We start from the raw sequence: 22,166 nt of genomic DNA on the forward strand, positions 1-22,166 counted from the left end.
TCAATTAATACGAATGGATAAAAAAGTAATACTATCAGCAAAAGACCTGAAGAAGTCTTATAAGATAACGAAGAAAAACTATCTCGACGTTTTAAAAGGGATAGATCTAGAAATATACGACAGCGAAGTGGTGGCAATCGTCGGTAAGTCCGGTACGGGGAAAAGCACACTTCTTCACATACTCGGCACGCTGGATAAACCCGATACGGGGCAGGTATTATTTGAGGGGAATGACATCTTCGCGATGCGAGAGAAGCAGATATCCGAATTCAGGAACAAAAGTTTAGGATTTATATTTCAATTTCATCATCTTCTGCCGGAATTCACGGCTCTCGAAAATGTACTCATTGCGTCGATGATAGGAGGAACTAAGAACGAAGACAGAGCGCGCGAGTTGATGAAGGAGGTCGGTATTTCGGAAAGAGAATCTCATAAGCCGTCGGAACTATCCGGGGGTGAGGCGCAGAGGGTTGCGATAGCACGCGCATTGATAAATTCGCCGCGGCTGGTACTCGCTGACGAGCCAACAGGTAACCTGGACAGCGAAAACGCTGATGCTATTATGGAGCTGTTATTTGGCTTAAGGGATAAGTTCGGTCATACCTTTGTAATAGTTACACATAACGAGGATTTCGCAGGAAGATGTGACAGGGTGATTCGCCTTCAGGATGGCATGGTAATAAAGTGATTTATTTGGGAATAATTCATATTTTCTAATATGTATAATTAATCCTGGGAGGATAGATGGCATCGGAATTCAGGCGTTCTTTCAGGAGCGATGTTTATATATCCAGGTATTACAAAAAGATCGTCATAACGGTTGTTCTTATAATTCTTTCTACGATATTTGGCACCGCCGGGTATATGCTGATCGAAAATTACGCTCTGATAGACGCGTTTTACATGACTGTTATTACTACGTCGACGGTGGGATTTCTGGAGGTCCAGCCACTTAGCGACGCAGGCAGGTTATTTACAACCCTTTTGATCGTTACTAATATTGGGATCTTCTTTTACGGAGTTACGACCATCGGCGGGTTTATCATTGAAGGTGAATTTAAAAATTTCTTCAAAACATTTAAAGTTTACAAGAAAATAGATAAGCTTGAAGGACATACAATAGTCTGCGGTTACGGCAGAAACGGAAAGCAGGTGTGCGAGGTGCTTCTCTCACGCGGAAATGATTTCGTTGTGATCGATAGCAAAAAGGAACTTGTCGAGGAGCTCCGTGACAGAGAAGATATGCTGTACATAGACGGTAATGCAACCGACGAGGACGTGCTCATAAGAGCCGGTATCAAACATGCTTCCTCTATAGTTTCTACTCTGCCGTCGGATCCGGATAACGTTTACGTAGTCCTTTCGGCAAAAGAGCTTAACCCTGGTATTAATATCATAAGCAGGGCATCTAATGAGGACTCCGTAAGCAAACTAAAAAGCGCCGGAGCCAATTATGTGATCATGCCTGAAAAGATCGGCGGTTCTCACATGGCAATACTAGTTACCGAGCCCGATATAATGCAATTCCTGGCAATGCTGACCGGGCGCGATACGGGCTTCAACATATCATTCGAAGAATTTTCGCTGGAAGGAATAAAAGATGAAAAGGTTACTATACGCAAGCTTGACCTGAGAAGGAAAACAGGGGCAAACGTAATAGGACTAAAGGATGAAGAAGGAAAGTACCTGGTGAATCCGGATATAGATATGGAACTGACAAGCCGTACAAAAGTCATAATCCTGGGTTCCCGTGAGCAAATAAAGAAAGCCAGGGAAGTAATAAAAAGCATGTAAGGGCTTTTTATTAACACAAATTTTACAGAGGAATTACCGCGTTTTGATTATTTTTTTGTATATTTCAATTTAATTTTCCTTATCATTGAGCAAACCTAAGATAGTTACAAAAGATCTCAACCTGTACTACGATAGAGGCAAGGTCCACGCTCTTAAAAATATTAACCTGGATATAGAGCCTAACAAGATCACTGCGCTCATCGGTCCGTCCGGGTGCGGTAAGTCTACTTTTCTCCGAACGCTCAACAGGCTCAATGATCTAATCGACGGCGTAACCATCAAAGGTAAGGTATTAATTGACGACGTAGATATTTATGATAAGCGGGTAGATGTTGTATCTCTGCGCAGACGGGTAGGCATGGTATTCCAAAAATCCAATCCATTCCCAAAATCCATTTACGAAAACGTAACCTACGGTCCAAAGATAAACGGGGTAAAGAACAAAAAACTATTGGACGAGATTGCTGAGGAAAGCTTTATTAAAGCCGCACTCTGGGACGAAGTGAAAGACCGTTTACATGAATCCGCGCTTGGACTATCGGGCGGACAGCAGCAGCGGCTCTGTATAGCGCGCGCCCTGGCTGTAAATCCAGAAATAATACTCATGGATGAACCGGCTAGCGCCCTGGATCCCATTTCGACCAATAAAATAGAAGAGTTAATATTTGAATTGAAAAAAAGTATTACCATTGTTATTGTAACACATAACATGCAGCAAGCATCACGGGTTAGTGATAATTGTGCATTTTTCCTGACCGGGGACGTAATAGAGTACGATTCGACGAAAAATATATTTACGAAACCCAAAAACGAAAAGACACAGAACTATATCACCGGAAAATTCGGTTAATAATAATAAACGCTTATGTACCAATACCTGGAAGAAGAACTTGATCAGTTAAAGGCAAGGATCATAAAAATGGGAAGCCTCGTTGAGGAGCAGATCGCTACCGCAATAAAGGGACTTCTTACCGGGGATAGGAGCGTCATCCAAAAGGTGGTTGACGGTGACGAACAGGTAGATAAGTTCGATGTCAAAATAGACAAACACTGCCAGAAGATATTTGCCCTCACACAGCCCGTTGCGATCGACCTTCGTTTAATAATGACCGCGCTCAAAATAAACAACGATCTTGAAAGAATGGGCGACCTAGCGGTTAATATTGCTCACAAGATCGAACCTCTTGCCGATCATACAGACCTGTTATTCGAGTTCAAGGTAGATGAAATGTCAGCCGCAGTTCAAAAAATAGTGAAGGGAAGCATAGACTCATTCGTAAATATAGATACTGAACTGGCTGTAGAAATAATAAAACTTGATGACGTAGTAGATGATATGGAAAGAGATATGTTCGACGAAGTGGTCGAAAAAATGAGGCACGATCAGCATTCCATAGAACCATGCTCTCACATACTCACGCTTGCTAAGAACCTTGAACGCCTTGCCGATCACGCTACTAATGTAGCGGAAGACGTAATATTCCTCACCGACGCGAAATTTATCAAACACAAAAAGAACATCGATAAATACGCGCATCCTCCCAAAGAGGACGACGATCTCTCCGACGAAGAACATTCGGACGAACCCAGCTCTGAAGATAACACATTCTAGTATTTTTTTTCAATTTCTATTAAACCATATATTAATTAGTATTGCAGGGTGAAGCTTTATCTTGCAATATTCCTCGTATTTTGCACAAATACCGTTTTTTCTCAAAACGGAGATAGTACCCGCACCCCATCATCCAATGATACAGTAAAGATACCTTTCGATGTGAACAAAATACCCGGCGCATACCGGCTCTCCAATACATCCGAAACCATCGGTATTAGCGACTGGATCTGGAATGATAAAAGGAATTTGGGAGAGATATTAAATGAAAGACCCGGGTATATGGTAAATTTTTTTGATGACGGTGGAAGGAATGTGATAAACTTTAACCGGATGGATGAAAAAGGTATCGGTATCTTTAAAGACGGGATACAAATTAATGACAACCTCTTTGGAGGATTTGACATCGAGAATATATCCGTGAATGAGATAGATACGATCGAAGAACTATCGAATATATCATCCTTCCTGTGGGGGTACAATACTCAAACAAAATCAATTAATATAATCACAAAGGATATTTTCCAGCCCGAATTATTCTCACAATTAAGGTTTTCGCAAGGCAGATACGGATCGGAAGACGCGGACGTATATTTCAGCCAGTCTTTTTCAAGGAAATTGAATTGGCAAATAGGAGCAAACAAGCGCTCGATAACCGGCAGATACACAAATTCCGACTTCGATGTGTGGCGCGCAAGAGGAAAAGTAAATTGGCTCATATCACCAAAGGCAAACATCCGTCTTAATATTAACTACGCAAACATTCAAAGAGGTCTAAACGGTGGGTTAATATATTCGACCGAAGATACATTACGAAGTGCGGACGATGCGCAGGTTGTAAACTCGGATGCGTATGAAAAACTTACTAATTTTTATTACGACTTTTCATACACCGGAAGGTTATTTAAAAACAGAAATTCATTAACAAAGGTCAGATTATATTCACAGAACTCTCTGCGAGAATACAGGGATGAGGAAAACAGAACGAATTCAAACGGTATATTCATCAGCAAAAATTTCCATGTGATACAATACGGGCTGGACGTCAAGCAGAATTTAGGGTTTAAGATAAGCAAAGACATAAATACCAACTTGCTCATCGGTGGAAATATGAGCCTGAATATATTTGATTTTGACTACCCAAACCCTACACTCGAAGGAGAAATAAACAGATTTAACGCAAATTATTACTCCGCAATTGGAAAATTGGACACCTACTACAAAGAACTGGTAATTACTCTTTCCGGAAGGTATGATAATCTCTATTCGCAGAGCTTCATTCAGTCGGGAATAGAAACTAATTACACCTTCTACAAAAATAATGATATATCTGTATCCGCATTTGGCGGTACAAGCGGGCAGTATGGTAACATCACATATTTATATCTATTGTGGTTTAATCCGGATTCATCGGGTGTTAATCCGATAAATACTACATCATCGAGGTACACAGAGGCGGGGATCAAATTCAGCTCAAAATATTTCTATGCTAAGCTGTATCAATACGGAAAATCCGCCCATGATAAAGTCAGATTAGCAGATGGAAATTATGAAGCCGGCTTATTAACAGAGTATATCGATGCCAGAGCAGTAGTAAATTACAACGAGGGATCTGTTGAACCAAACGAACCGGAGTTTTTTGTTAAGGGAGACATAAGCTTTCATGATCTTCTCTTCAAAGATAATTTAAATTTAAGAGTCGGAATAAATCTTAAATACTTACACAACCTTCTTACACAACCTTATAACCAGCTTTATTACGACCCTTACACCTTCAATTCACAACCAATAACTGATTCCACTTATATCGATAATCTCTTCAACATGGATTTCTACGTCTCCGCCCGTATTGGTAGCGCGAATATAGCTTTCACATTCGCCAACCTATTCGATAATTTCAACTACGACACATATCTCTACCCATGGGATGACCGCGGTGGAGCGTTCAATTCCCTATCGAGATTTACTATTACGTGGGATTTCCTTAACTAGAGAGATTTCGAGAGAAGCTTTCTGCACCCGTTATAGACTTCCTGTACACTTATCTGCCTGATACACTGAAACTCATCTTTTCCTTTCCATATACACTCAACGGGCTTTGGCGAATTATAAAAACAAGGACTGCATGATAAAAGCCGTCTTACAGTGAAATGCTCGGTCTGCCACGGATATAATTCTAGATAATTAGTATATCCAAAAATAGCTATGGTAGGAATTTTGAATGCGGCGGCGGAATGCATAAAGGCTGTGTCATTGGAAATAAACAGACCGCAGTGAGCCATACGAGCCATGGAATCCATATAATCGGATGTGGAGGCAATTACGGCTTCGCCGTTAAGCTTCTCATAAATATAATTATTAACGTCATGCTCTATACCAAACAAAAGTATCCTGGCATTAAAATCATTCATTAATCTCTTACCTATCTCGGCGTATCTGTCGGCATCCCATCTTTTGTGAATGTGGTTTTTCAAAGTAGATGAACCTGCATGAAACCCAACAAGGAGCTTACCGTCCGGATTTATCTCATCAATCCAGTCGAGCGCTTTTTCTTTATCCGTATCGCTCAGATAGATCTCCAGCCCTCCTGCGGACGAGTCATGCACAGGGGTAAGCTTTTTAATGAGATCGAGGTTCTGTAAGACGTTGTGACGGTTAGGAACCTCATTTACTAATGTATTATTAAGGAATTCCATTCGGCTAAAAGCCGTATGTGTATAGTGATGCGATATACGCTCCTTTGCTCCTATTAGGTAATTAAGAACATTATACTCGTAACGGTTTGCCGGGTATACATTGATACCAACATCATACTTCCTTGCTCTGATCTTCTTTATTGCGGAAAGTGATTTAAACTTTGACTGACGTAGAAAATCTATGAAGAATATCTCGTTAAGGTATGGATTGTGGGAATACATTTGTTTGACGGACTTGAACATGGCGAGCATGTTTATCTCCGCTTCGGGAAACTTCTCCTTGAGAAGCCTCAGGGAGGGAGAAAACATCAATGCATCACCATTCCCCGAAAGAGCATTTACTATTATCCTCATATGAGTACCTATTGAAGCATTTCCGGAGAATACTTCATTATCTTTTGCAGGTGACTCTGCGCTGTGACGGTGTCACCCGATTCCATCGCTAAACTATACAAATAATAATGAGCCAGTACATTGTAATCATCGACCTGCACCGCTTTTTCCAGGTTCTCGATACCTTTCTGCTTGTCGCCGAGTTTCAGGTACGACTCCCCTATGAACTGATACGGAGTACCGAACTGCGGAGGACCTTCATCTATTGTTTTTTGGAATAGAGCGATTGCCTCATTGGTCTTGGTCTTATCCCGTGAGAGGTTCATCCCCCCGGTGTAGTTATTGATAAAAGATTTTTTGTAGTTTGGATTGTCCGGGAATTTATTCGTATCAGCCTGTACCTCGGCATCGGATTTCCTTTTGTAAACTACATCGGAAAAGTTTTTGTCTTTGATCGTGAAATACGAAGGGAAATAATAATCCAGGAACTCATTATTTGTAAATAGAGCTCTTTCCGCATAAGCGCTGGGCTTTATTCCCGTTGAGAAATAAATATAATCAGGGTCGCGCGACATTATATAATCGACGTTATAGTTCCTTTCCTTCCAACCAACAAATCCCTCGGATATTTCGGGTATCGGCTGAGGATTATGCGCAACTTCCTCATCGGTCAGCCCCAGCATATCGATAATATTCACCTTATCGCCTGCGTAATAAGAAAGCGCACCGATGGTCGTCGCGCCTACATTGAGCGTCGCGCCTTTCTCTTGTTGCTTCTTATTGAACCACTCACCTGCTATCTGCATCTTCTGCACGAGACCGTTCTCCAATTGCATCTTTTGGTCTATTGCTTCCTTCTGGTTAGAATAATTATAATACGAATACAGGCAAACGGCTATCAGCACAACCGCCACCGCCCCGGCAGGCTTACCGCCGGTCATATTCTGTTTAATGTAAAAATAAACGAGCGTAAGGACTTTTCCGAAAAGAATGAATACAAGCGGTCCTACAAAAAAGAAAAATCTATATAAGGGAAGCACGTCACCGCCTATCGAAATGATGTAGATCGTGTAAAGAAAATACATCATAAATATCAGGAGCGTTTGCGAGAATATCTCTTTTCGTTTGAATAAAACCAGGGGCGAGATAAATGCGATACCCCACAACAGGTACCCGGATGTAAAATCCCAGAAATACCCCCATCCTGTTTCAAGGTACACTGCCGAAAAGCCTGTCTTTGCATAGAAGGTATTCGGGAATGGGTAGCCGTAATATGCCAAACGGAAAAGCATGAACAATATCATGGGAAGAACATATACGCTGTATGTAAGCAGGTTGTCCTTAGACAAAAGTGATTTTATTGCACCGCCTTTGTCCTTGCGGAAAGCCATGATGATCTTATGAAGGATGATTATACCGAAAACATACATTCCCTCCGGGCGTGTTAGCGACGCCAGGAATAAAGCAACGGGATATGTAAAGACTACACCCGGTTTATCCATGTCGCGCAGGTAATAATAGATACCAAGAAAAGAAAGTGCCACGAACATGGACGTTTCCATACCGCTGATAGACCAGTACTGGAATGCCCCGACGAATGCAGTGAGTATCACCGGGATCAGATCGAGGAGTTTAGCGGAGTTACCGCCGGAAACTGCCGGTGTCTTCGATTTCTTTGACGTTTTTGCTTCATCTTTAAGGCGGATCAGTACCGATATCTTAAATGTCATAATGAGTGTCATCACGCCAAAACCAACACTCAGATATTGTGAGATGTCGATTATATTCATTCCTAGCAAAGCAAAAAGACTCAGCAATAACAGCCAGAGAAAGTTAGTGTATCCCTCGACTTTCTCGCCTATGTTAAATACAAGCCCGTTACCGTGTATGAAGTTTTCCACGTAACGGAATGTGATAAACGCGTCGTCCTGTACGAATTTTGTCTGGAAGCAGAAATAAACGAAGATAGCGCATATCAGCCCCAGCAAAATATATACCGTGTTGTTATCATTTGTTGTTTTTGCTGTATGTGTAACCGTCTTTGCCGTTTTGCTCTTTGCCATTATCCTGTATTAAAAAATAATCCCGACGTGCGCCGGGATTATTATTATATCATTATTTAATTATGATCGCCAATCAATTTACTTTGTAGTATCGGTTTTTGTTGTATCAGGCGTCAAACTTCCGCCGCTCATTTTTCTCTGTACGTCCTGTATCTTTTGGGCAACAGACTGATCCTGCGGGTTCATTGCCTGAACACGCTGTAATATCTCGAGCTCGGCTCTGTAATCACCCAATCCATCATAAAGATCGATGAGTATTATATACGGATTGAACGATCCCCGCATATTGGCCGGATTTTCCTGCATATCTTTGTTAGCTCCTTCGATTGCCTGTCCCGCCCATTGCTTAAACTCCGTTTCATTACCCATCCTGAAATACATCATCGCTACCTCGTACTTCAGCCTGTAATCCATCGGGATAACATCCTGCGGGATCCTCTTTTCCATCTCAGCGACAACAGACGTTACTTCCGGCTGTGTAGCAGGATTCTTTGAGTATGCCAGCGCGAGCCTTAGGAATAGTGACCTGTAGGTCTGTATCATTCGCTCGGCATCCTGGTTATAGAATATGTTCTTATCATCCAGACCCTTGAATATGAATCCGTAATGCGGATCCGGGTAAGGTTTATCCGGCTGGTCAAACAAGCACTCGTGCATCACTTTCTCGTTGACCGCTAATCCTATTTCATCGGTGGCTTTATATGGAACGATCTTTTGGAGCATTCCCTGCGTAATAAGATACTCATTTAAACCAATGTAGTTATCTTCCGTCACCGTAAGCGAGAAGTAGATCGGTCTTTTCCAGTTATTAGCTCTTATAATATCATATACAATAATATCATTTACCTTAATTGCAGTTACGACCTGGTTGCCCTGTCTCTGCCTGATCGTCGGAGGCATAACAAAATCTATCTGTGTTGGGAGGTCGGGTCTGTTCTGCATCGAATCCGGGTAAGCCGTCTTCGGTACCTCGAGCGACATCATCTTATTGTCCGGCCATTGTGAAGGAAGCAGTTTATCTATCTGCTCATCGGTCATTGTCATGGGTACCGGCAGTGAGCCGTACGGACGTGAATTTTTCAACTGCTTAATGTACCACGGTGTCTGACCGAGCGAAAGGTTAACAACCCTTACGTCCTGGCGTATACCGTAAACTGCCTGTATACACCATATCGGGAATGTGTCGTTATCACCGTTCGTAAATATTATAGCGTCCTTCTCGGCGCTCTGCAGAATATTATAGGCATAATTATACGGGAAGTAGTTGTCGCTTCTATCGAGATAATGATAGTTCACCCGGAACATATTTATAGGTGCCGCTACCAACCCTATAATAACGACAGTACTTGCTATCGCCATACTTGGCTTTCCGTTCTTTATCCAATCCGAGAGCTGGTCTATCAATGCGACAACGCCGAAGCCTATCCACATCGCAAAGACCATAAACGCCCCGACATAAAAGTAATCCCTCTCTCTCGGCTGCGGGTCCTGCTGATTCTGGTAAAGGGCGGTAACCACACCCATCACCAGGAACATGACGAGGAAGACGAAAGCCAGCTTCCAGTCCTTTTTAAATTGGTAAAAGACTCCTATTAGCCCCAGTATAAATGGTATCGCAAAAAACTTACTGAAATCAACTCCATCACCCTGGTTGTATCCTTCCCTTCCAATGAATTGCCAGAAGAGGTACCTGTTAAACATTTCATTTATCTGGTATCTCCACATAAAATCCATATCACTGGTGTATAACTGCCATGTTCTCGTATGCTGAGGCTCCTGCGAATATCTTCTCGGCAGGAATAACGGCTGTTGTCCGTACTGCTCACGATTGAGATATGAGATCAGCTTTTCGATGTTGTCAGGCTGGTTCTCATCGATCGGCATGTCGGGAATTCCCGATCTTAGGACTACAGATGTATATGTAGAATAACCAAGGATTATTAAGAATATGGACATAGCGGCAAGATTAAGTACCGCTGATTTCTTTTGTATGGAAATATATATTCCCGCGATAAGCGCGCCAAATATCAATACTACGGCAAATACTCCCAACGAATCTATTAACTGCGGGATCTTTTTAACTATAAACGGATAAACTATAAAGAAAGCTACTGCAGAACCTACAAGCGCAAACAATAATGTTTTCTTAGTATACTCATATCTTCTAAAGTAAAATATTAAACCTGCGACTATAATACATTGTACTACAAGGAGGTGAATACCTATGGATAAACCAACCACGTAAGCCATGATAAGCAAATACTTGTCGCTTCCCTTTTCGTCCGCCTTTTCCCACCAGACCATAAGCAGGTAAATACATAAGGCTATGAGGAAAGTACCAAAGCCGTAAACTTCCGTTTCAAGAGCATTGAACCAAAATGTATCACTAAAAGCCAGGGCTAACGCGCCGATAGCCGAACCCCCGCAAACTGTAATAATATCAAATGTTGTTTTTGGGACTCCTCTCCAGTTTTTAATGGCTATGACGGATATCATATATAATAAACCGACCGTTCCGGCGCTGGAAAGCGCAGATAAGTAGTTCATTCTTAGACCGATATCCGCGGCAGATGGTATCATCATAAAGAGCTTACCCACCAAAATAAAGAATGGTCCACCGGGAGGATGCGGTACGCCTACGGTATAGGCACACGCTATAAATTCACCGCAGTCCCAGAAGGAAAATGTTGGCTGAACGGTAATTATATACGTAATCGCAGCAACAAGGAAAACGAACGAAGCCGTTACCCTGTTTGAAAGTTTAAAATCCATTTATAGTTGAAATAGGTTTAAAATACAAGCTTCAAATTACCTTAAATAGTAGTTTATTTCAAGATATAAGACTATATCGCAATGTAATGTAATTCAACAAAAAAGAGCTATTCTCATGATGAAAATAGCCCCTTTTGTTATCATAACCTTTAGAGTTTCTTACTAATTCTCAGGTTTATGCCTTTTTTCGAATATATGGTCGATTAAGCCGTAATCCTTGGCTTCTTCGGCGGTCATATATTTGTCTCTTTCCGCATCTTTGGATATTTCCTCGTATGAACGTCCTGAATGATTAGCTATGATCTTATATAGTGTTTCTCTTGTCTTTTCCATTTCTTTCGCGTGAATAAGAATGTCCGTGGTCTGTCCCTGCAATCCGCCTGCCCATGGCTGGTGCATAAGAATCTTAGAATGAGTAAGCGCGATCCTCTTTCCTGCGGCTCCGCCGGTAAGCAAGAGCTGTCCCATAGATGCCGCCAATCCGACGCAGATAGTAGAAACGTCCGGCTTCACATACTGCATTGTGTCATAAATACCGAGCCCGGCAGTTACGCTGCCGCCCGGTGAATTTATATAAAGCATAATGTCCTTATCGGGATCTTCCGATTCGAGGAACAATAGCTGAGCAACGATAAGCGAAGCGATCTCATCATAAACGGCATTTCCTAAAAAGATGATCCTTTCTTTTAGAAGACGCGAATAAATGTCATAGCTTCTTTCTCCGCGCGCAGTTTGTTCCACAACGATCGGAACAAGCTGATTGAATGTGTTGCCAACGCGATCCAGTCCGTCATGTATCCTGTCCTGATTGTTTTTGATAATATCTGTGTAGTTCATATTTATATAATTAAGTTTTTAATGTTCGTGCTGATGAGTGTGAGGCTCGAATTTCTTTACTTCTTCCTCTTCTGTTATATTTGAATTCTTTTCAAGGAAGTCCAGAACCTTCCTGCTAATGATGCTTGATCTAATATCGTTATTTTCCTTATACACTTCTACGAGTTTATCGGCAGGAATGTTAAACCTAGCGGAATTTTCTTCAGCGAGCTCCATATAGTCACTATCCTCAGCTGTAATATTCTCCATTTCAGCCAGCTTTTCCCTTATCAGGAACCACTTCGCCTGGAATATCGCGTCCGCCTTACGTGATTTATTAAATTCATCCAGTTGCTCGGGAGTGAGTTCGTAATTTTTCGGTAGCTGTTTTTTGTAATCCTCGAGAATGGATTTTAGTATAGCTTCCGTGAATGTATCCGGGATTGTGATGTCATTGTTCTTTACAACTTCGCTGATGAGGTCATTACGCAAATGCTGTTCACCGTGGTCATTATATATCTTCGCAAGTTCTCCCCTGATAGCTTCCCTGAATTCTTCTTCGGTCTTTACGTCTTCTTTACCCGTTATCTTTTTAAAGAACTCTTCATTCATTTCTGGGTAGATCATCTTTTCAACTTTGGTAGCCGATAGTTTCACCTTTTGAGGATTGCCGTCTTTGGTCTTTGTATTTACTATCCTGTCCTCACCTTCTTTTATTCCCTCGAGCGCGGATTTAAATTCAGGTAAAAGATCTTTATTACCAAGATAGAGTTTTACATCCTTTTGTCCCTGACCTATTATGATATTGCCGGCATCATCGAGCGTCTGCACATCCGCTGTTACAACGTAATCGTCGTCGAGCGCTTCGGCATCCATAGCCAGCTCGGCGTTATTAAGTTTATGGTAATTGACTTCCTCATCCACGAGCGAATCATCGATAACATATTTCTTTTTTGTAAGATCGAACCCTTTATAATTTTCCAGCTTTACTTCCGGCTTTACTTCAAACTCTACCTTAAAAGTGAACTTTTCTTTCGGCAGATAATCGAGGTCGGTCATCTTTCCATGCCCGATCATATCGACATCATTATCCATCATATATTTGGAAAAGACCTCGTTTGCTATATCTTCGAGTGAAGTATATTCTATGCTTTCACCAAATCTCTTTTTTATCATAGAAATAGGCGCTTTCCCTTTCCTGAATCCGGGGATCACTGCCTTTTCCCTGTATTTTTCTATTGCCTTGTCAAAATAAGGAGTTAATTCATCATACCCGAGGACGGCTTCAAATTCCCTTTTACAGCCCTCAAGCTCTTTAATGTTGGTTTCCAATACTAGAATTTTTTTGTTTAAACCACTAAATTATTCTAATTATTCCCAAAACTCAATTCCATTATAACTGCATTAGGGATGTAGCAATTGCGTGAAAACAGAACTTTTTCATTTAAAATAAGGTTCGAATAGTATATAATTTATATACACATGAAGGCGAGAACTAATATATCAAAACACACTCCGGAAAATAAAAAGACCGTATGCGAAGTATGCAGGACAGAAGTCCACTACGTATTCGTACACGGTCATTATCAATGTCCTAACTGCAAACAGGTTATAGTCACATGCTGTGAAGCAGGAGAAAATAACTGCGCAGATAACACAAAGAACAATTAAACTTACTTGTTTTTACACTGGACTTTACAGGTGCAATTGCCGTCGTCATCATTAGTTTTTACGACGATAAAACTAACACCGTTTTTGGTCTGTGTATTTACGATCACATTCGAACTGCTTTGAGATGTCCCGCTATTCTTTTTGGTTTCCTTTGCGTCAGGGATGAAATTAATAGTTCCGTCGATTATCGTCGGCTGTTGAAAAACTTCCCCGTTTGGTTTAGACGAAGTCTGTTTTTCGGTCTTCTTATTACCGGCATCAGTCTTTTTATTAAACTTAAGCTTACCGGTCATAATATCACCTTCACCAAGATAAACTGCGGCTTTAGCCTTTGAGTAAATTTTTGTGGTCTTTGTTTTAACCTTTGTCTCAAGGCTGTGAGAATTTTCACCCTGTGTCCAGGCAATTGCAGGACGGTCGAGTTCTTCATTGTTTTCAGAACTCATTTCAAACTCATTTCCGGTTTCAACGAGCTCATGTAATGACGTAACAACTTCATTATCGGACTTTTTTAGAAGGTCCATTGCGTCACTGAATTCGAGATTACTTATATCAGAGCTGGATGCTAATTCCTTTTCCTCTAAAGTAAGCTCAACGTTAAAGCTATTGTGGTCCGGATGGCTTTCCCTGATCTTATAGCGAACGGGTTTGTTGCTATTTTGTTCAGAGACATTCTTTTCACCCTTACTATCGGCTTTCGAAAATACTACGCTAATTTCGCTTTTGTCCTTCCCTGTATTACTTTCGATGAGACCGAACTGCGGGGCAAATTTTTCAATCGAATCTGCTCCTGCTAAGTAGTAAACTAAACCAGCCAGCAAGGCAATAATCATCGAGGTCAGCAAGTTGTTTTTGTCTTTCATGGCTGTGGTTTTGGATTAGTAAATATACTATTAATATAACTATAAATATGAAATATAAAAATCTTTTTTGTAATAAAAATTGTGAGGGTGTTGGTAATTTTAGTAGCAACATTATTGTACGAGAACAAACTAAAAAAAGTTACGTAAAAAAATTACAATACCTTCTATATAGTTTGACACAGAAAAAATGCTACTGTGACAATAAAAATTAAACAATTTGTATTAAATAATTATGAACCGCGTAGCTGAATTGAATGAAAATTATAATTAGTTTAATTTAATCTATGCTAAAGAGTCTGGAAATCAAACATTTCTTAAAAATTGCTTTTTTTATCCCGGTAGTAATATATATGTCCGGATGCGGTAGACCGGACCCATCAGAGTGGTACAGCTACCGGAATAGGGACAGGCATCCGGTATCCGTCAGAGTAGTTTCAGCTGAGATATTGCCCGGAAACGAGACCAAAGACAAGATCCAATTAAAAGTGGAATGGAGAAATGATGATAAAGAGAAGATCAAAATCAACGATGAGTATTTTAGCCTGAATGTCTCCGGAGTGAAATTACCGCCGGAAACATTCGAGGATATCGAACTCGACCCGGGGCAGACCGTCGAAAAGGTATATGATTTTCTTGTTGTGAAGTCTTTTGTAGATAAGGCAAAATACAAATTGACCCTGGAGGATTACGTAGAGTTTTCAGTTTACCCGGAAAGGAAATAATTCCGCTAATGAAGCAGGCATTTCGTTACATCACACTTTTGCTGGGATTTGCTCTGGGAATTTATTTGATCATCATTAATTACGAAAACCCGGGTCATCTCGTAATGCAGATAGCAGTGATGTTACTCTGGTTGATACTCCCCTTTTACATTTTCTTCTTTATTTCATCGAGGAATGAAAATCAATATTATATAATCATTCCATCTATCTTACTTTTACTTTTATATGCCTACATTACATACGACTACCTGACCTCCGAAAGCTCTACATCCGCGCTGGGTCTTGCGGTCGCACCGTTCCTGGGGATTCTAATTTTAGGAGTTGGGTATTTGACAGCCTGGGTTGTAACGTTAATTGTAAAAAAGGAAATCTCTTAAAAATCCGATATTTTTAATATTTATAATTATTATATTATAGCTAGAAATAAAAGGGAGAATCATGAAGAAGATAATTTTCACATTAGCTTTCGTAATCGGCGCCTCCTGTGCATACTCGCAAAATATTCCCGAGGAATCCGTTCCTTCACCTGTAAAAGATAATCTATACGCAAACTATAAAGCTAACAACGTAACCTGGGAGCTCGAGAATGAAGTTTACGAAGCAGAATACCTGGAGAACGGAATGGAGAAAAGCATTCACTTGAATGCAACGGGCGACATTATCGCTGTAGAAACACATATCGATCCACATAACCTGCCGGAAGGTTCTCTCACCTATATAAATGATAATTATCCCGGATCGAGCATTAACGAGGCTGAGTATATCGAGATCCATTCGGGGAATTTCTACGGTGTGGAACTTACTCATAACGGCACAAATATAGAACTCCTATTCGATGAGCGGGGAAATTTCATGCAGAGGAATGATCCGGATGATAATGGAGAGAACGAGGATTAGGCGGTCTTAATTACCTACAATTTTAAAGCGGACTTATGTTCCGCTTTTTTTATGTGCAACTATTGCTTCTAAATACTAATTATTTTATATTTATATACTGCAACATCTAAAAAATTAGATATTTCTATGGATTTCGAGAATTTTAAAAAATTAGAGGAAATAAAACCAACTTCATTCATTATCGCAGGACTTTTTTTGTTAACATTTTTGATAAGTGGGTCTTCTTATATATTTTTTTTCTATAAAGATTTATTTAATACTCTAGATTGGTTTAGACTAATTCTATTATCAGCTTCAATCCCAGCACCAATGTTTATTTTCACTGTAACAATACTTTACAAAGAATACTCGAGTGAAGTATCCGACATTGAGAAAGATATCGATGATATAGAAGCTAAAATATTTAATATGGAATTGGATGACATTAAAAATAACACAGTTAATGAAGAAATAGAGTCCTTCAAAAAAGTGAAAGAGAAAATAGAATTAACTAGAGATAAATATAAATCATCAACATATTCAAATTATTTCTGGATTGCATCATTGTCGACTCTTATAACAATTTATGGGAGTCTAGTTTTGGGTTTCATATTGAAATTGCTTTCTATACAATGGAGTGGTAAAATTATATTGGTTGTTATTTATATTATTATCACATTTTTCATTTCATCTTTTATTAAATCTGAATCTAAAGATTTTAACAAAAATAAAGTTTCTCCTCCCACTTCTTAGTTTAAATTTAATGAAATACATTCTTTCAATATTATTTTTTTTGATAGTGGTTTCTTCATATTCGCAGGAGACCTTTACCGATGACGTGAACGGGCTAAGCTATACCTACCCGGAAAGCTGGCATAAGGATCAGAACTCGACAGGAACCTACTATGTAACAAACGACACGGCGTATTTCCTTGCACAGGCAGACAGGTTCTTCAAGGACTTCGAGTATGATGCTCAAAACATAAATGATTCCGCTTACAGGGAAGATCTGCTGAATAAGATGATACTTTCCACGGGCAGGGATGTTACGATACTGGAATACGGAAATATGAACGTAAGCGGACTGCCGGCTTATTTTATCGTATGGAATATAGCCGGGAAGGACAATAATCCGCAGACAGGTTCAAAAATGATCCAGATACAAACCGCAGTGAAAGAAATGTTTTACACATTCAATGCAGGCGCTCCTATCAAATTCTACACCGATTATAAATCCATCTTCGATTCGATCATTGCCTCAATAAGTATAAAGAAGAGGTAGTAAGTCAATATTTGTGGCAGTGGGTTCTGTAGCTCTTCGTTTCTAGTTTATGTTTCCGAATTTGGTTTAAGCATCGTTGTTAGTTTCTCTTCTAGATTCCCGCTTTCGCGGGAATGACAAATAATAAACAGGCTAGCCTGATTTTAGCAATGCACTATAGATTTTCCAGAGTGTCGTGCAAGCATGTCATGAAGCGCGACCACAGTGTAGTCTTTCATGCAACACGCCATTACACGCCATCATACGGGAATTCAGGCGCAACGGTCCTACGCCACCTGTGTACATACGACGTGGAGGTGCAGGTGTGATCCCATTGGTACTGCCGAGTGACATAACGGTTAAGTTTCCGTGCCTTCCCTGACCATACGGACGAAAAAAGACAGGTCTGCTCCCGTTTATACCCGTTATCCCTTCATACAATGCTTCCATCAGTAAGGGGTCGTGATCCATAATCTTTTATAACCATGGGCTTAGGGGTATCTCTCCACAAATTAGCAATGGCTGGCTATGGCGTCACAGCAGGGGACAACGTATTACCGCGGGCGTGTGAATCTTCCGCTTCTGCGCGGTCTCCGGGTTCTATTTAAAGAACTGGTTAACTCGAGTAACTGTATGCAAGATAAGATGAAGTCAAGTTAGTTTAAATGAAGAAAGGGTTATATACGTATCTATACTTTTTTTATATCACCTTATGATAAGACACGTCTAAGAAAACCACACTTCGTGTGTGTTCTTTGGCTTGATACAAAAGAACCAAAAAATCAAGGCTCAGAGTGTAAATCGTCTAACAATTGTTATGTTTTTTGCTCGAAGAAAAAAACTCGCTCGAACCCCGATAAATCGGGGTAAGACCTCACTCAAACAGTTTTTCTTCGCCCTCCGATGAATCGGAGGAACGCAAAAAGCCTCACAATTTTGCCTCCCGACCATGCTGGGAGGACGACGATTTACACATCGCCATATTAGGAAGAATGGGATTATGCCGATTAGATCCAGCTCTCAAATCCCTAAGCTGTCCAATCTCTTTGGGCAGTTTGGTAAGCTTATTATTCCTCAAATCAAGCACCCGCAGATGGATTATTACCCAATTATAGTCTCGTCCGACAAACGAAGCCAGAGTTTGTAAAAGATCGGTAAAATAATTTTCTCTGAAATGTTGCTTTTTATTTTTAGAAAGAATACATTTATAATCATAATTTTTAATTTAAGTAATTTCTAGAAAAAGCATATTTACAGTATATTACTGTAAATAAAACTAACAATAAAAATAATGAAAACTCAATTATTATTTGTTTCGTTTATTATTTTTTTATGCTTATGTGGGTGGGGCGATAATTTGCAATCCAATATCCAAGATAGCACTTCGCAAACAAGTACCTTAATAGGGAAAGTGAGCGATCGCTACATGATATTAAGCTCAGCTTCCATAGAAGAACTTTTAGACTCAACTAATTTCTATACAACTAAAAAAGGATATAGGTTATCTGGAGATATAGTTATTGACAATAGTGGCTCAGAGAAAAATCGATATTTCCAAAGAATTGAAAAGAAATCTTATTTCTCAAGAGAACAACGCGTCAGATATTTTAATGCACCGACTTTAAATGAAATATTATTTAAGCAAACACATGATGCTTTTGATGGTAATCAATATAACGGATTGGCTGACCTCATAGATGAAAAAAACCAACCTGACTATACTGATATTATTGTTAACTTTAATGATTCCACAAAAAACTGCGAAGTATTTTTAATAAGTAAATAATTTTTTGTTGTTAGAGTTTCTAAATCTGGGAGTACAATTCAGACATGAGCTTGTCATGTTGATAGAATTGAATATCGTTATTAATTGAGCTAATTTAATCAAGTTTTCTTGCCCCTGTGGTGTAACGGATAGCACAATAGACTTCGGATCTATTAGTCAGGGTTCGAATCCTTGCGGGGGTACAATTATTAATCTAAGAATTAAGAATTATGTCGGTTTTTGCAATAGTAGCGGCTTTCGGGTTTTCAGTTCTAATACTGGCTCTATTCGGGCTTCTTCCATTGATCGTATTCGAAAAGGATGACCAGGGGAAATACGGGAACGCAAAATCGGAGTAAGCCTTACATAAGGCTCATCACATCCACGTCGATAATTATCTGCACTTTTTGAGGAATATTCTCCTCAGCGTAACCTTTCGCCATCCGCAGTATTTTATTCAAGTACTTTCCGCCGGGATCTTTCTGCCGGGAAGATTTTATAAGAAGATGAAAACGGTATTTGTCTTTCAGCTTCGCAAACAGCGGAGGGTGAGGAGGAAGCACGTCGAGAATCTTTTCCGTATCTACGGTTTTTATAAAATTGAACATCTCCTTTATCTTACTTTCAACTTCGCGCCTGTCCTCGGATTTGGCTTCAATAAGCGCCAACCTGCTGTAAGGAGGATAATTCACAGCTTTGCGGGCTTTTATTTCGTTGTAGTAGAAGGCATTGTAGTCATGGTTCCTCACATTATCGAACACAAAATAATCCGGGTGATTGGTTTGAATGATGACCTCGCCGGCTTTTTCGCTTCGACCGCTGCGCCCCGAAACCTGTGTTAATATCTGGAACGTCTTTTCCGTAGCGCGGAAATCAGGGTGGAGGAGTCCTATATCGGCATTCACCACTCCGACAAGCGTTACATTGGGAAAGTCCAGTCCTTTGGAAATTATCTGGGTACCAACGAGTATATCGATCTTCTTTTCGTAAAAGTCGTTTAATATCTGCTGGTATTTTACACGTGAGGTGAGTGTATCCGAATCCATGCGTTCGACAGACGCGGACGGAAAAAGCTTCGCAATCTCTTCCTCCACACGCTCCGTACCTGCTCCCATTGGAATAAGGCGGTCGGAATTGCACTCGGAGCAATTGGTGGTCATGCTTCTCGAGAACCCGCAATAGTGGCACAGCATTCTTTCAAATGCTTTATGATAAGTGAGAGCTATATCACAGCGGGGACACATCTCCACGTGACCACAGCTACTGCATTCTATGTAAGCATGGTAACCGCGACGGTTTTGCAAAAGTATAGTGCTTTCTTTTTTGTCTAGCCTGTCGTCCAGGGCTATAATGATGTCCTTCGAAAGGAATTTCACGCGTACCTTATCGATAAAATCCAGGAAATCCTGTTTTACTTTTTCCGACCTCGTCACGAGATACTCTTCGGTCCTTTCTTTATCGCGGTGAGAGGTGTCTATTATCTCAATGTCAGGCATTTTGATATTTGTGGCGCGGTGCGGAAGCGTGAGCAATTCATATTTACCGTTAAGAGCGTTCGTATAGCTTTCGATGGAAGGAGTAGCGGAGCCCATCACGACAACCGCATCATTTATTTGCGCGCGGACAATAGCAGAATCACGCCCATTGTAGCGCGGAGAGTTTTCCTGCTTATAAGAGCTGTCATGCTCCTCATCGACGATAATAATGCCGATATTTTCGAGGGGGGCAAATATTGCTGACCGCGCTCCAATAACTATCCTGTACCCTCCGTTGCGGATCTTATCGAACGTATCTAGTCTCTCACCGTCAGAAAGCCTGCTGTGAATGACACCAATAAGGTCGCCAAACTTCATACGGAAACGGTGAATAAGCTGAGGCGTAAGGGATATTTCCGGTACGAGCACTACCGCATTTTTCCCCTGCTCGAGAGCGTATTCTATTGCACGAAGGTATACCTCCGTCTTACCGCTTCCCGTAACCCCATACAGAAGGAAGGGTTTGAATTCGTTTTTATCGAGAGTTTCATTTATCCTCGATAGAGCGGTCTTTTGTTCATTATTTAAAGTTACCTGTTTTTTCTTTTCGGTAAATATATCGGCGGACTGCCGGATCTTTCTTTCTTCGCGAATCTTAATAATACCTTTCTTTTCGAGTGAGCGGAGCGACGCGAGTGTAATCCCAATGTGCTCATATACGAGGGAAAGCTCGGCTTCTTTATTTCCGTCGATGAATTCAAGGAACAGAATCTGTTTCTTTCCGGTAATTTTATTTTCCTGTATCACGCGATGAAGTTCATCCGGATCGAAAAGCGGAGTGGCAATCTTTACAAGCTTCTCTTTTGTTGGTTTAGTATAAAAGGATTCTTTTTTAAGTACCTCCGCATCAGAGAGTTTTTTTAGGAGCGAAGTCACCTGCTTTGAATTGAGGCGTTTAGCGATCTGCTTCTGAGTGAGCAATTCGTCCCTGCTCTGCTCGAATATTTTGATCACATCAATGAGGAGGTTATCCTTCAATTTGCTTTTGTCCAGCTTATCGCGGTAATCGTCGGTCAGTGAAAAGTATAATTCCGATCTTATATTGATATTACGAGGGACAGCAGAAAACAGGACTTCACCAACTGGGGCAATGTAATATTCTGCTACCCATTTGCAGAACCGAATGAGTTCATCGGAAATAATACGTTCATCGTCGAGAATGGCTTTAACATTCTTTACATAATCGAGGTCGGTCTTGTTTGAAGTGGAAAGTATAAGCCCGGTGAGGGTTTTCTTGCCAAAGCTGACAAGGACCCTCTTCCCTATTTCGATCTCATCTACAAAATAATCGGGCACTTTGTAAGTGAAGAGCTTATCGATCGGAACATTAAGGGCAATATTTACATAGAGGTCATTCAAAAGAAAAAATAAGAGTCCGTTTGAAATT

20 protein-coding genes and 1 tRNA gene are annotated in these 22,166 nt (G+C 40.5%); 13 read left to right on the forward strand and 8 right to left on the reverse strand.

Going from position 1 to position 22,166, the window contains the following annotated elements; all coding sequences use genetic code 11:
• The first annotated feature begins 13 nt into the window (after window positions 1-13).
• The 5 genes from H6614_07615 (at window position 14) to H6614_07635 (ending at window position 5,398) form a co-directional block, all read left to right on the forward strand.
• Window positions 14-688: an ABC transporter ATP-binding protein gene (locus tag H6614_07615; protein MCB9243522.1), complete on the forward strand. Its 675-nt coding sequence runs from the start codon at window positions 14-16 to the stop codon at window positions 686-688.
• A 56-nt stretch (window positions 689-744) separates the two neighbouring features.
• Window positions 745-1,794 (forward strand): potassium channel protein, encoded by a 1,050-nt coding sequence (locus H6614_07620; GenBank protein MCB9243523.1) that lies wholly within the window; start codon window positions 745-747, stop codon window positions 1,792-1,794.
• Between the two features lie 85 nt (window positions 1,795-1,879).
• Window positions 1,880-2,644 carry a phosphate ABC transporter ATP-binding protein gene (pstB, locus tag H6614_07625; protein MCB9243524.1) on the forward strand — a complete coding sequence of 255 codons (765 nt, stop codon included), beginning with the start codon at window positions 1,880-1,882 and terminating at the stop codon, window positions 2,642-2,644.
• A gap of 15 nt (window positions 2,645-2,659) precedes the next feature.
• A complete protein-coding gene (gene phoU, locus H6614_07630; GenBank protein ID MCB9243525.1) occupies window positions 2,660-3,406 on the forward strand; it encodes a phosphate signaling complex protein PhoU in 747 nt (248 codons plus the stop codon).
• Between the two features lie 48 nt (window positions 3,407-3,454).
• Window positions 3,455-5,398 carry a TonB-dependent receptor plug domain-containing protein gene (locus H6614_07635; protein MCB9243526.1) on the forward strand — a complete coding sequence of 648 codons (1,944 nt, stop codon included), beginning with the start codon at window positions 3,455-3,457 and terminating at the stop codon, window positions 5,396-5,398.
• Here H6614_07635 and H6614_07640 read toward each other — a convergent pair.
• The 5 genes from H6614_07640 to tig form a co-directional block, all read right to left on the reverse strand.
• Window positions 5,395-6,456: a glycosyltransferase family 9 protein gene (locus H6614_07640; protein MCB9243527.1), complete on the reverse strand. Its 1,062-nt coding sequence runs from the start codon at window positions 6,454-6,456 to the stop codon at window positions 5,395-5,397. The genes H6614_07635 and H6614_07640 overlap by 4 nt on opposite strands.
• Before the next feature lie 8 nt (window positions 6,457-6,464).
• A complete protein-coding gene (locus H6614_07645; GenBank protein ID MCB9243528.1) occupies window positions 6,465-8,498 on the reverse strand; it encodes a hypothetical protein in 2,034 nt (677 codons plus the stop codon).
• Window positions 8,499-8,576: 78 nt separating this feature from the next.
• Window positions 8,577-11,270, reverse strand: coding sequence for a DUF2723 domain-containing protein (locus H6614_07650; protein MCB9243529.1), 2,694 nt, complete (start codon window positions 11,268-11,270; stop codon window positions 8,577-8,579).
• A gap of 162 nt (window positions 11,271-11,432) precedes the next feature.
• Window positions 11,433-12,107, reverse strand: coding sequence for an ATP-dependent Clp protease proteolytic subunit (locus tag H6614_07655; GenBank protein ID MCB9243530.1), 675 nt, complete (start codon window positions 12,105-12,107; stop codon window positions 11,433-11,435).
• Between the two features lie 18 nt (window positions 12,108-12,125).
• Window positions 12,126-13,418: a trigger factor gene (gene tig, locus H6614_07660; GenBank protein ID MCB9243531.1), complete on the reverse strand. Its 1,293-nt coding sequence runs from the start codon at window positions 13,416-13,418 to the stop codon at window positions 12,126-12,128.
• A 150-nt stretch (window positions 13,419-13,568) separates the two neighbouring features.
• On the opposite strand from tig, the gene H6614_07665 reads away from it, so the two are divergent.
• Window positions 13,569-13,757: a hypothetical protein gene (locus tag H6614_07665; GenBank protein MCB9243532.1), complete on the forward strand. Its 189-nt coding sequence runs from the start codon at window positions 13,569-13,571 to the stop codon at window positions 13,755-13,757.
• A gap of 2 nt (window positions 13,758-13,759) precedes the next feature.
• On the opposite strand, the gene H6614_07670 is transcribed toward H6614_07665, so the two are convergent.
• Complete coding sequence (locus H6614_07670; protein ID MCB9243533.1) at window positions 13,760-14,620, reverse strand: hypothetical protein; 861 nt, start codon at window positions 14,618-14,620, stop codon at window positions 13,760-13,762.
• A 350-nt stretch (window positions 14,621-14,970) separates the two neighbouring features.
• Between H6614_07670 and H6614_07675 the strand changes: the two genes are divergently transcribed.
• The 5 genes from H6614_07675 to H6614_07695 all read left to right on the forward strand — a co-directional run bounded on the left by H6614_07675 (window position 14,971) and on the right by H6614_07695 (window position 17,500).
• Window positions 14,971-15,342 (forward strand): hypothetical protein, encoded by a 372-nt coding sequence (locus tag H6614_07675; GenBank protein ID MCB9243534.1) that lies wholly within the window; start codon window positions 14,971-14,973, stop codon window positions 15,340-15,342.
• An 8-nt stretch (window positions 15,343-15,350) separates the two neighbouring features.
• Window positions 15,351-15,719, forward strand: a complete 369-nt coding sequence (locus tag H6614_07680) for a hypothetical protein (protein ID MCB9243535.1) — start codon at window positions 15,351-15,353, stop codon at window positions 15,717-15,719.
• Between the two features lie 61 nt (window positions 15,720-15,780).
• A complete protein-coding gene (locus H6614_07685) occupies window positions 15,781-16,239 on the forward strand; it encodes a PepSY-like domain-containing protein (protein MCB9243536.1) in 459 nt (152 codons plus the stop codon).
• Window positions 16,240-16,365: 126 nt separating this feature from the next.
• Complete coding sequence (locus H6614_07690) at window positions 16,366-16,971, forward strand: hypothetical protein (GenBank protein MCB9243537.1); 606 nt, start codon at window positions 16,366-16,368, stop codon at window positions 16,969-16,971.
• A gap of 10 nt (window positions 16,972-16,981) precedes the next feature.
• Window positions 16,982-17,500, forward strand: coding sequence for a hypothetical protein (locus H6614_07695; GenBank protein ID MCB9243538.1), 519 nt, complete (start codon window positions 16,982-16,984; stop codon window positions 17,498-17,500).
• A gap of 186 nt (window positions 17,501-17,686) precedes the next feature.
• On the opposite strand, the gene H6614_07700 is transcribed toward H6614_07695, so the two are convergent.
• Complete coding sequence (locus H6614_07700) at window positions 17,687-17,950, reverse strand: hypothetical protein (GenBank protein ID MCB9243539.1); 264 nt, start codon at window positions 17,948-17,950, stop codon at window positions 17,687-17,689.
• Window positions 17,951-18,770: 820 nt separating this feature from the next.
• Between H6614_07700 and H6614_07705 the strand changes: the two genes are divergently transcribed.
• Window positions 18,771-19,265, forward strand: coding sequence for a hypothetical protein (locus H6614_07705; GenBank protein ID MCB9243540.1), 495 nt, complete (start codon window positions 18,771-18,773; stop codon window positions 19,263-19,265).
• Window positions 19,266-19,375: 110 nt separating this feature from the next.
• Window positions 19,376-19,447 (forward strand) — tRNA-Arg (locus H6614_07710).
• 159 nt (window positions 19,448-19,606) lie between these two features.
• On the opposite strand, the gene priA is transcribed toward H6614_07710, so the two are convergent.
• Entirely contained in the window at window positions 19,607-22,138 is a 2,532-nt protein-coding gene (gene priA / locus H6614_07715; protein MCB9243541.1) for a primosomal protein N', read from the reverse strand.
• Between the last annotated feature and the right edge of the window lie 28 nt (window positions 22,139-22,166).

The sequence above is a fragment of the Ignavibacteriales bacterium genome (assembly GCA_020635255.1).
Classification (GTDB): domain Bacteria; phylum Bacteroidota; class Ignavibacteria; order Tepidaquicellales; family Tepidaquicellaceae; genus JAEYVS01.

Bases quoted from the DNA above. Each gene is read 5' to 3' on its own strand.
- H6614_07615 (MCB9243522.1), top strand. From the start codon at position 14: ATGGATAAAAAAGTAATACTATCAGCAAAAGACCTGAAGAAGTCTTAT.
- H6614_07620 (MCB9243523.1), top strand. From the start codon at position 745: ATGGCATCGGAATTCAGGCGTTCTTTCAGGAGCGATGTTTATATATCC.
- phoU (MCB9243525.1), top strand. From the start codon at position 2,660: ATGTACCAATACCTGGAAGAAGAACTTGATCAGTTAAAGGCAAGGATC.
- H6614_07640 (MCB9243527.1), bottom strand. From the start codon at position 6,456: ATGAGGATAATAGTAAATGCTCTTTCGGGGAATGGTGATGCATTGATG.
- H6614_07645 (MCB9243528.1), bottom strand. From the start codon at position 8,498: ATGGCAAAGAGCAAAACGGCAAAGACGGTTACACATACAGCAAAAACA.
- H6614_07650 (MCB9243529.1), bottom strand. From the start codon at position 11,270: ATGGATTTTAAACTTTCAAACAGGGTAACGGCTTCGTTCGTTTTCCTT.
- H6614_07655 (MCB9243530.1), bottom strand. From the start codon at position 12,107: ATGAACTACACAGATATTATCAAAAACAATCAGGACAGGATACATGAC.
- H6614_07665 (MCB9243532.1), top strand. From the start codon at position 13,569: ATGAAGGCGAGAACTAATATATCAAAACACACTCCGGAAAATAAAAAG.
- H6614_07670 (MCB9243533.1), bottom strand. From the start codon at position 14,620: ATGAAAGACAAAAACAACTTGCTGACCTCGATGATTATTGCCTTGCTG.
- H6614_07675 (MCB9243534.1), top strand. From the start codon at position 14,971: ATGTCCGGATGCGGTAGACCGGACCCATCAGAGTGGTACAGCTACCGG.
- H6614_07680 (MCB9243535.1), top strand. From the start codon at position 15,351: ATGAAGCAGGCATTTCGTTACATCACACTTTTGCTGGGATTTGCTCTG.
- H6614_07685 (MCB9243536.1), top strand. From the start codon at position 15,781: ATGAAGAAGATAATTTTCACATTAGCTTTCGTAATCGGCGCCTCCTGT.
- H6614_07690 (MCB9243537.1), top strand. From the start codon at position 16,366: ATGGATTTCGAGAATTTTAAAAAATTAGAGGAAATAAAACCAACTTCA.
- H6614_07695 (MCB9243538.1), top strand. From the start codon at position 16,982: ATGAAATACATTCTTTCAATATTATTTTTTTTGATAGTGGTTTCTTCA.
- H6614_07700 (MCB9243539.1), bottom strand. From the start codon at position 17,950: ATGGATCACGACCCCTTACTGATGGAAGCATTGTATGAAGGGATAACG.
- H6614_07705 (MCB9243540.1), top strand. From the start codon at position 18,771: ATGAAAACTCAATTATTATTTGTTTCGTTTATTATTTTTTTATGCTTA.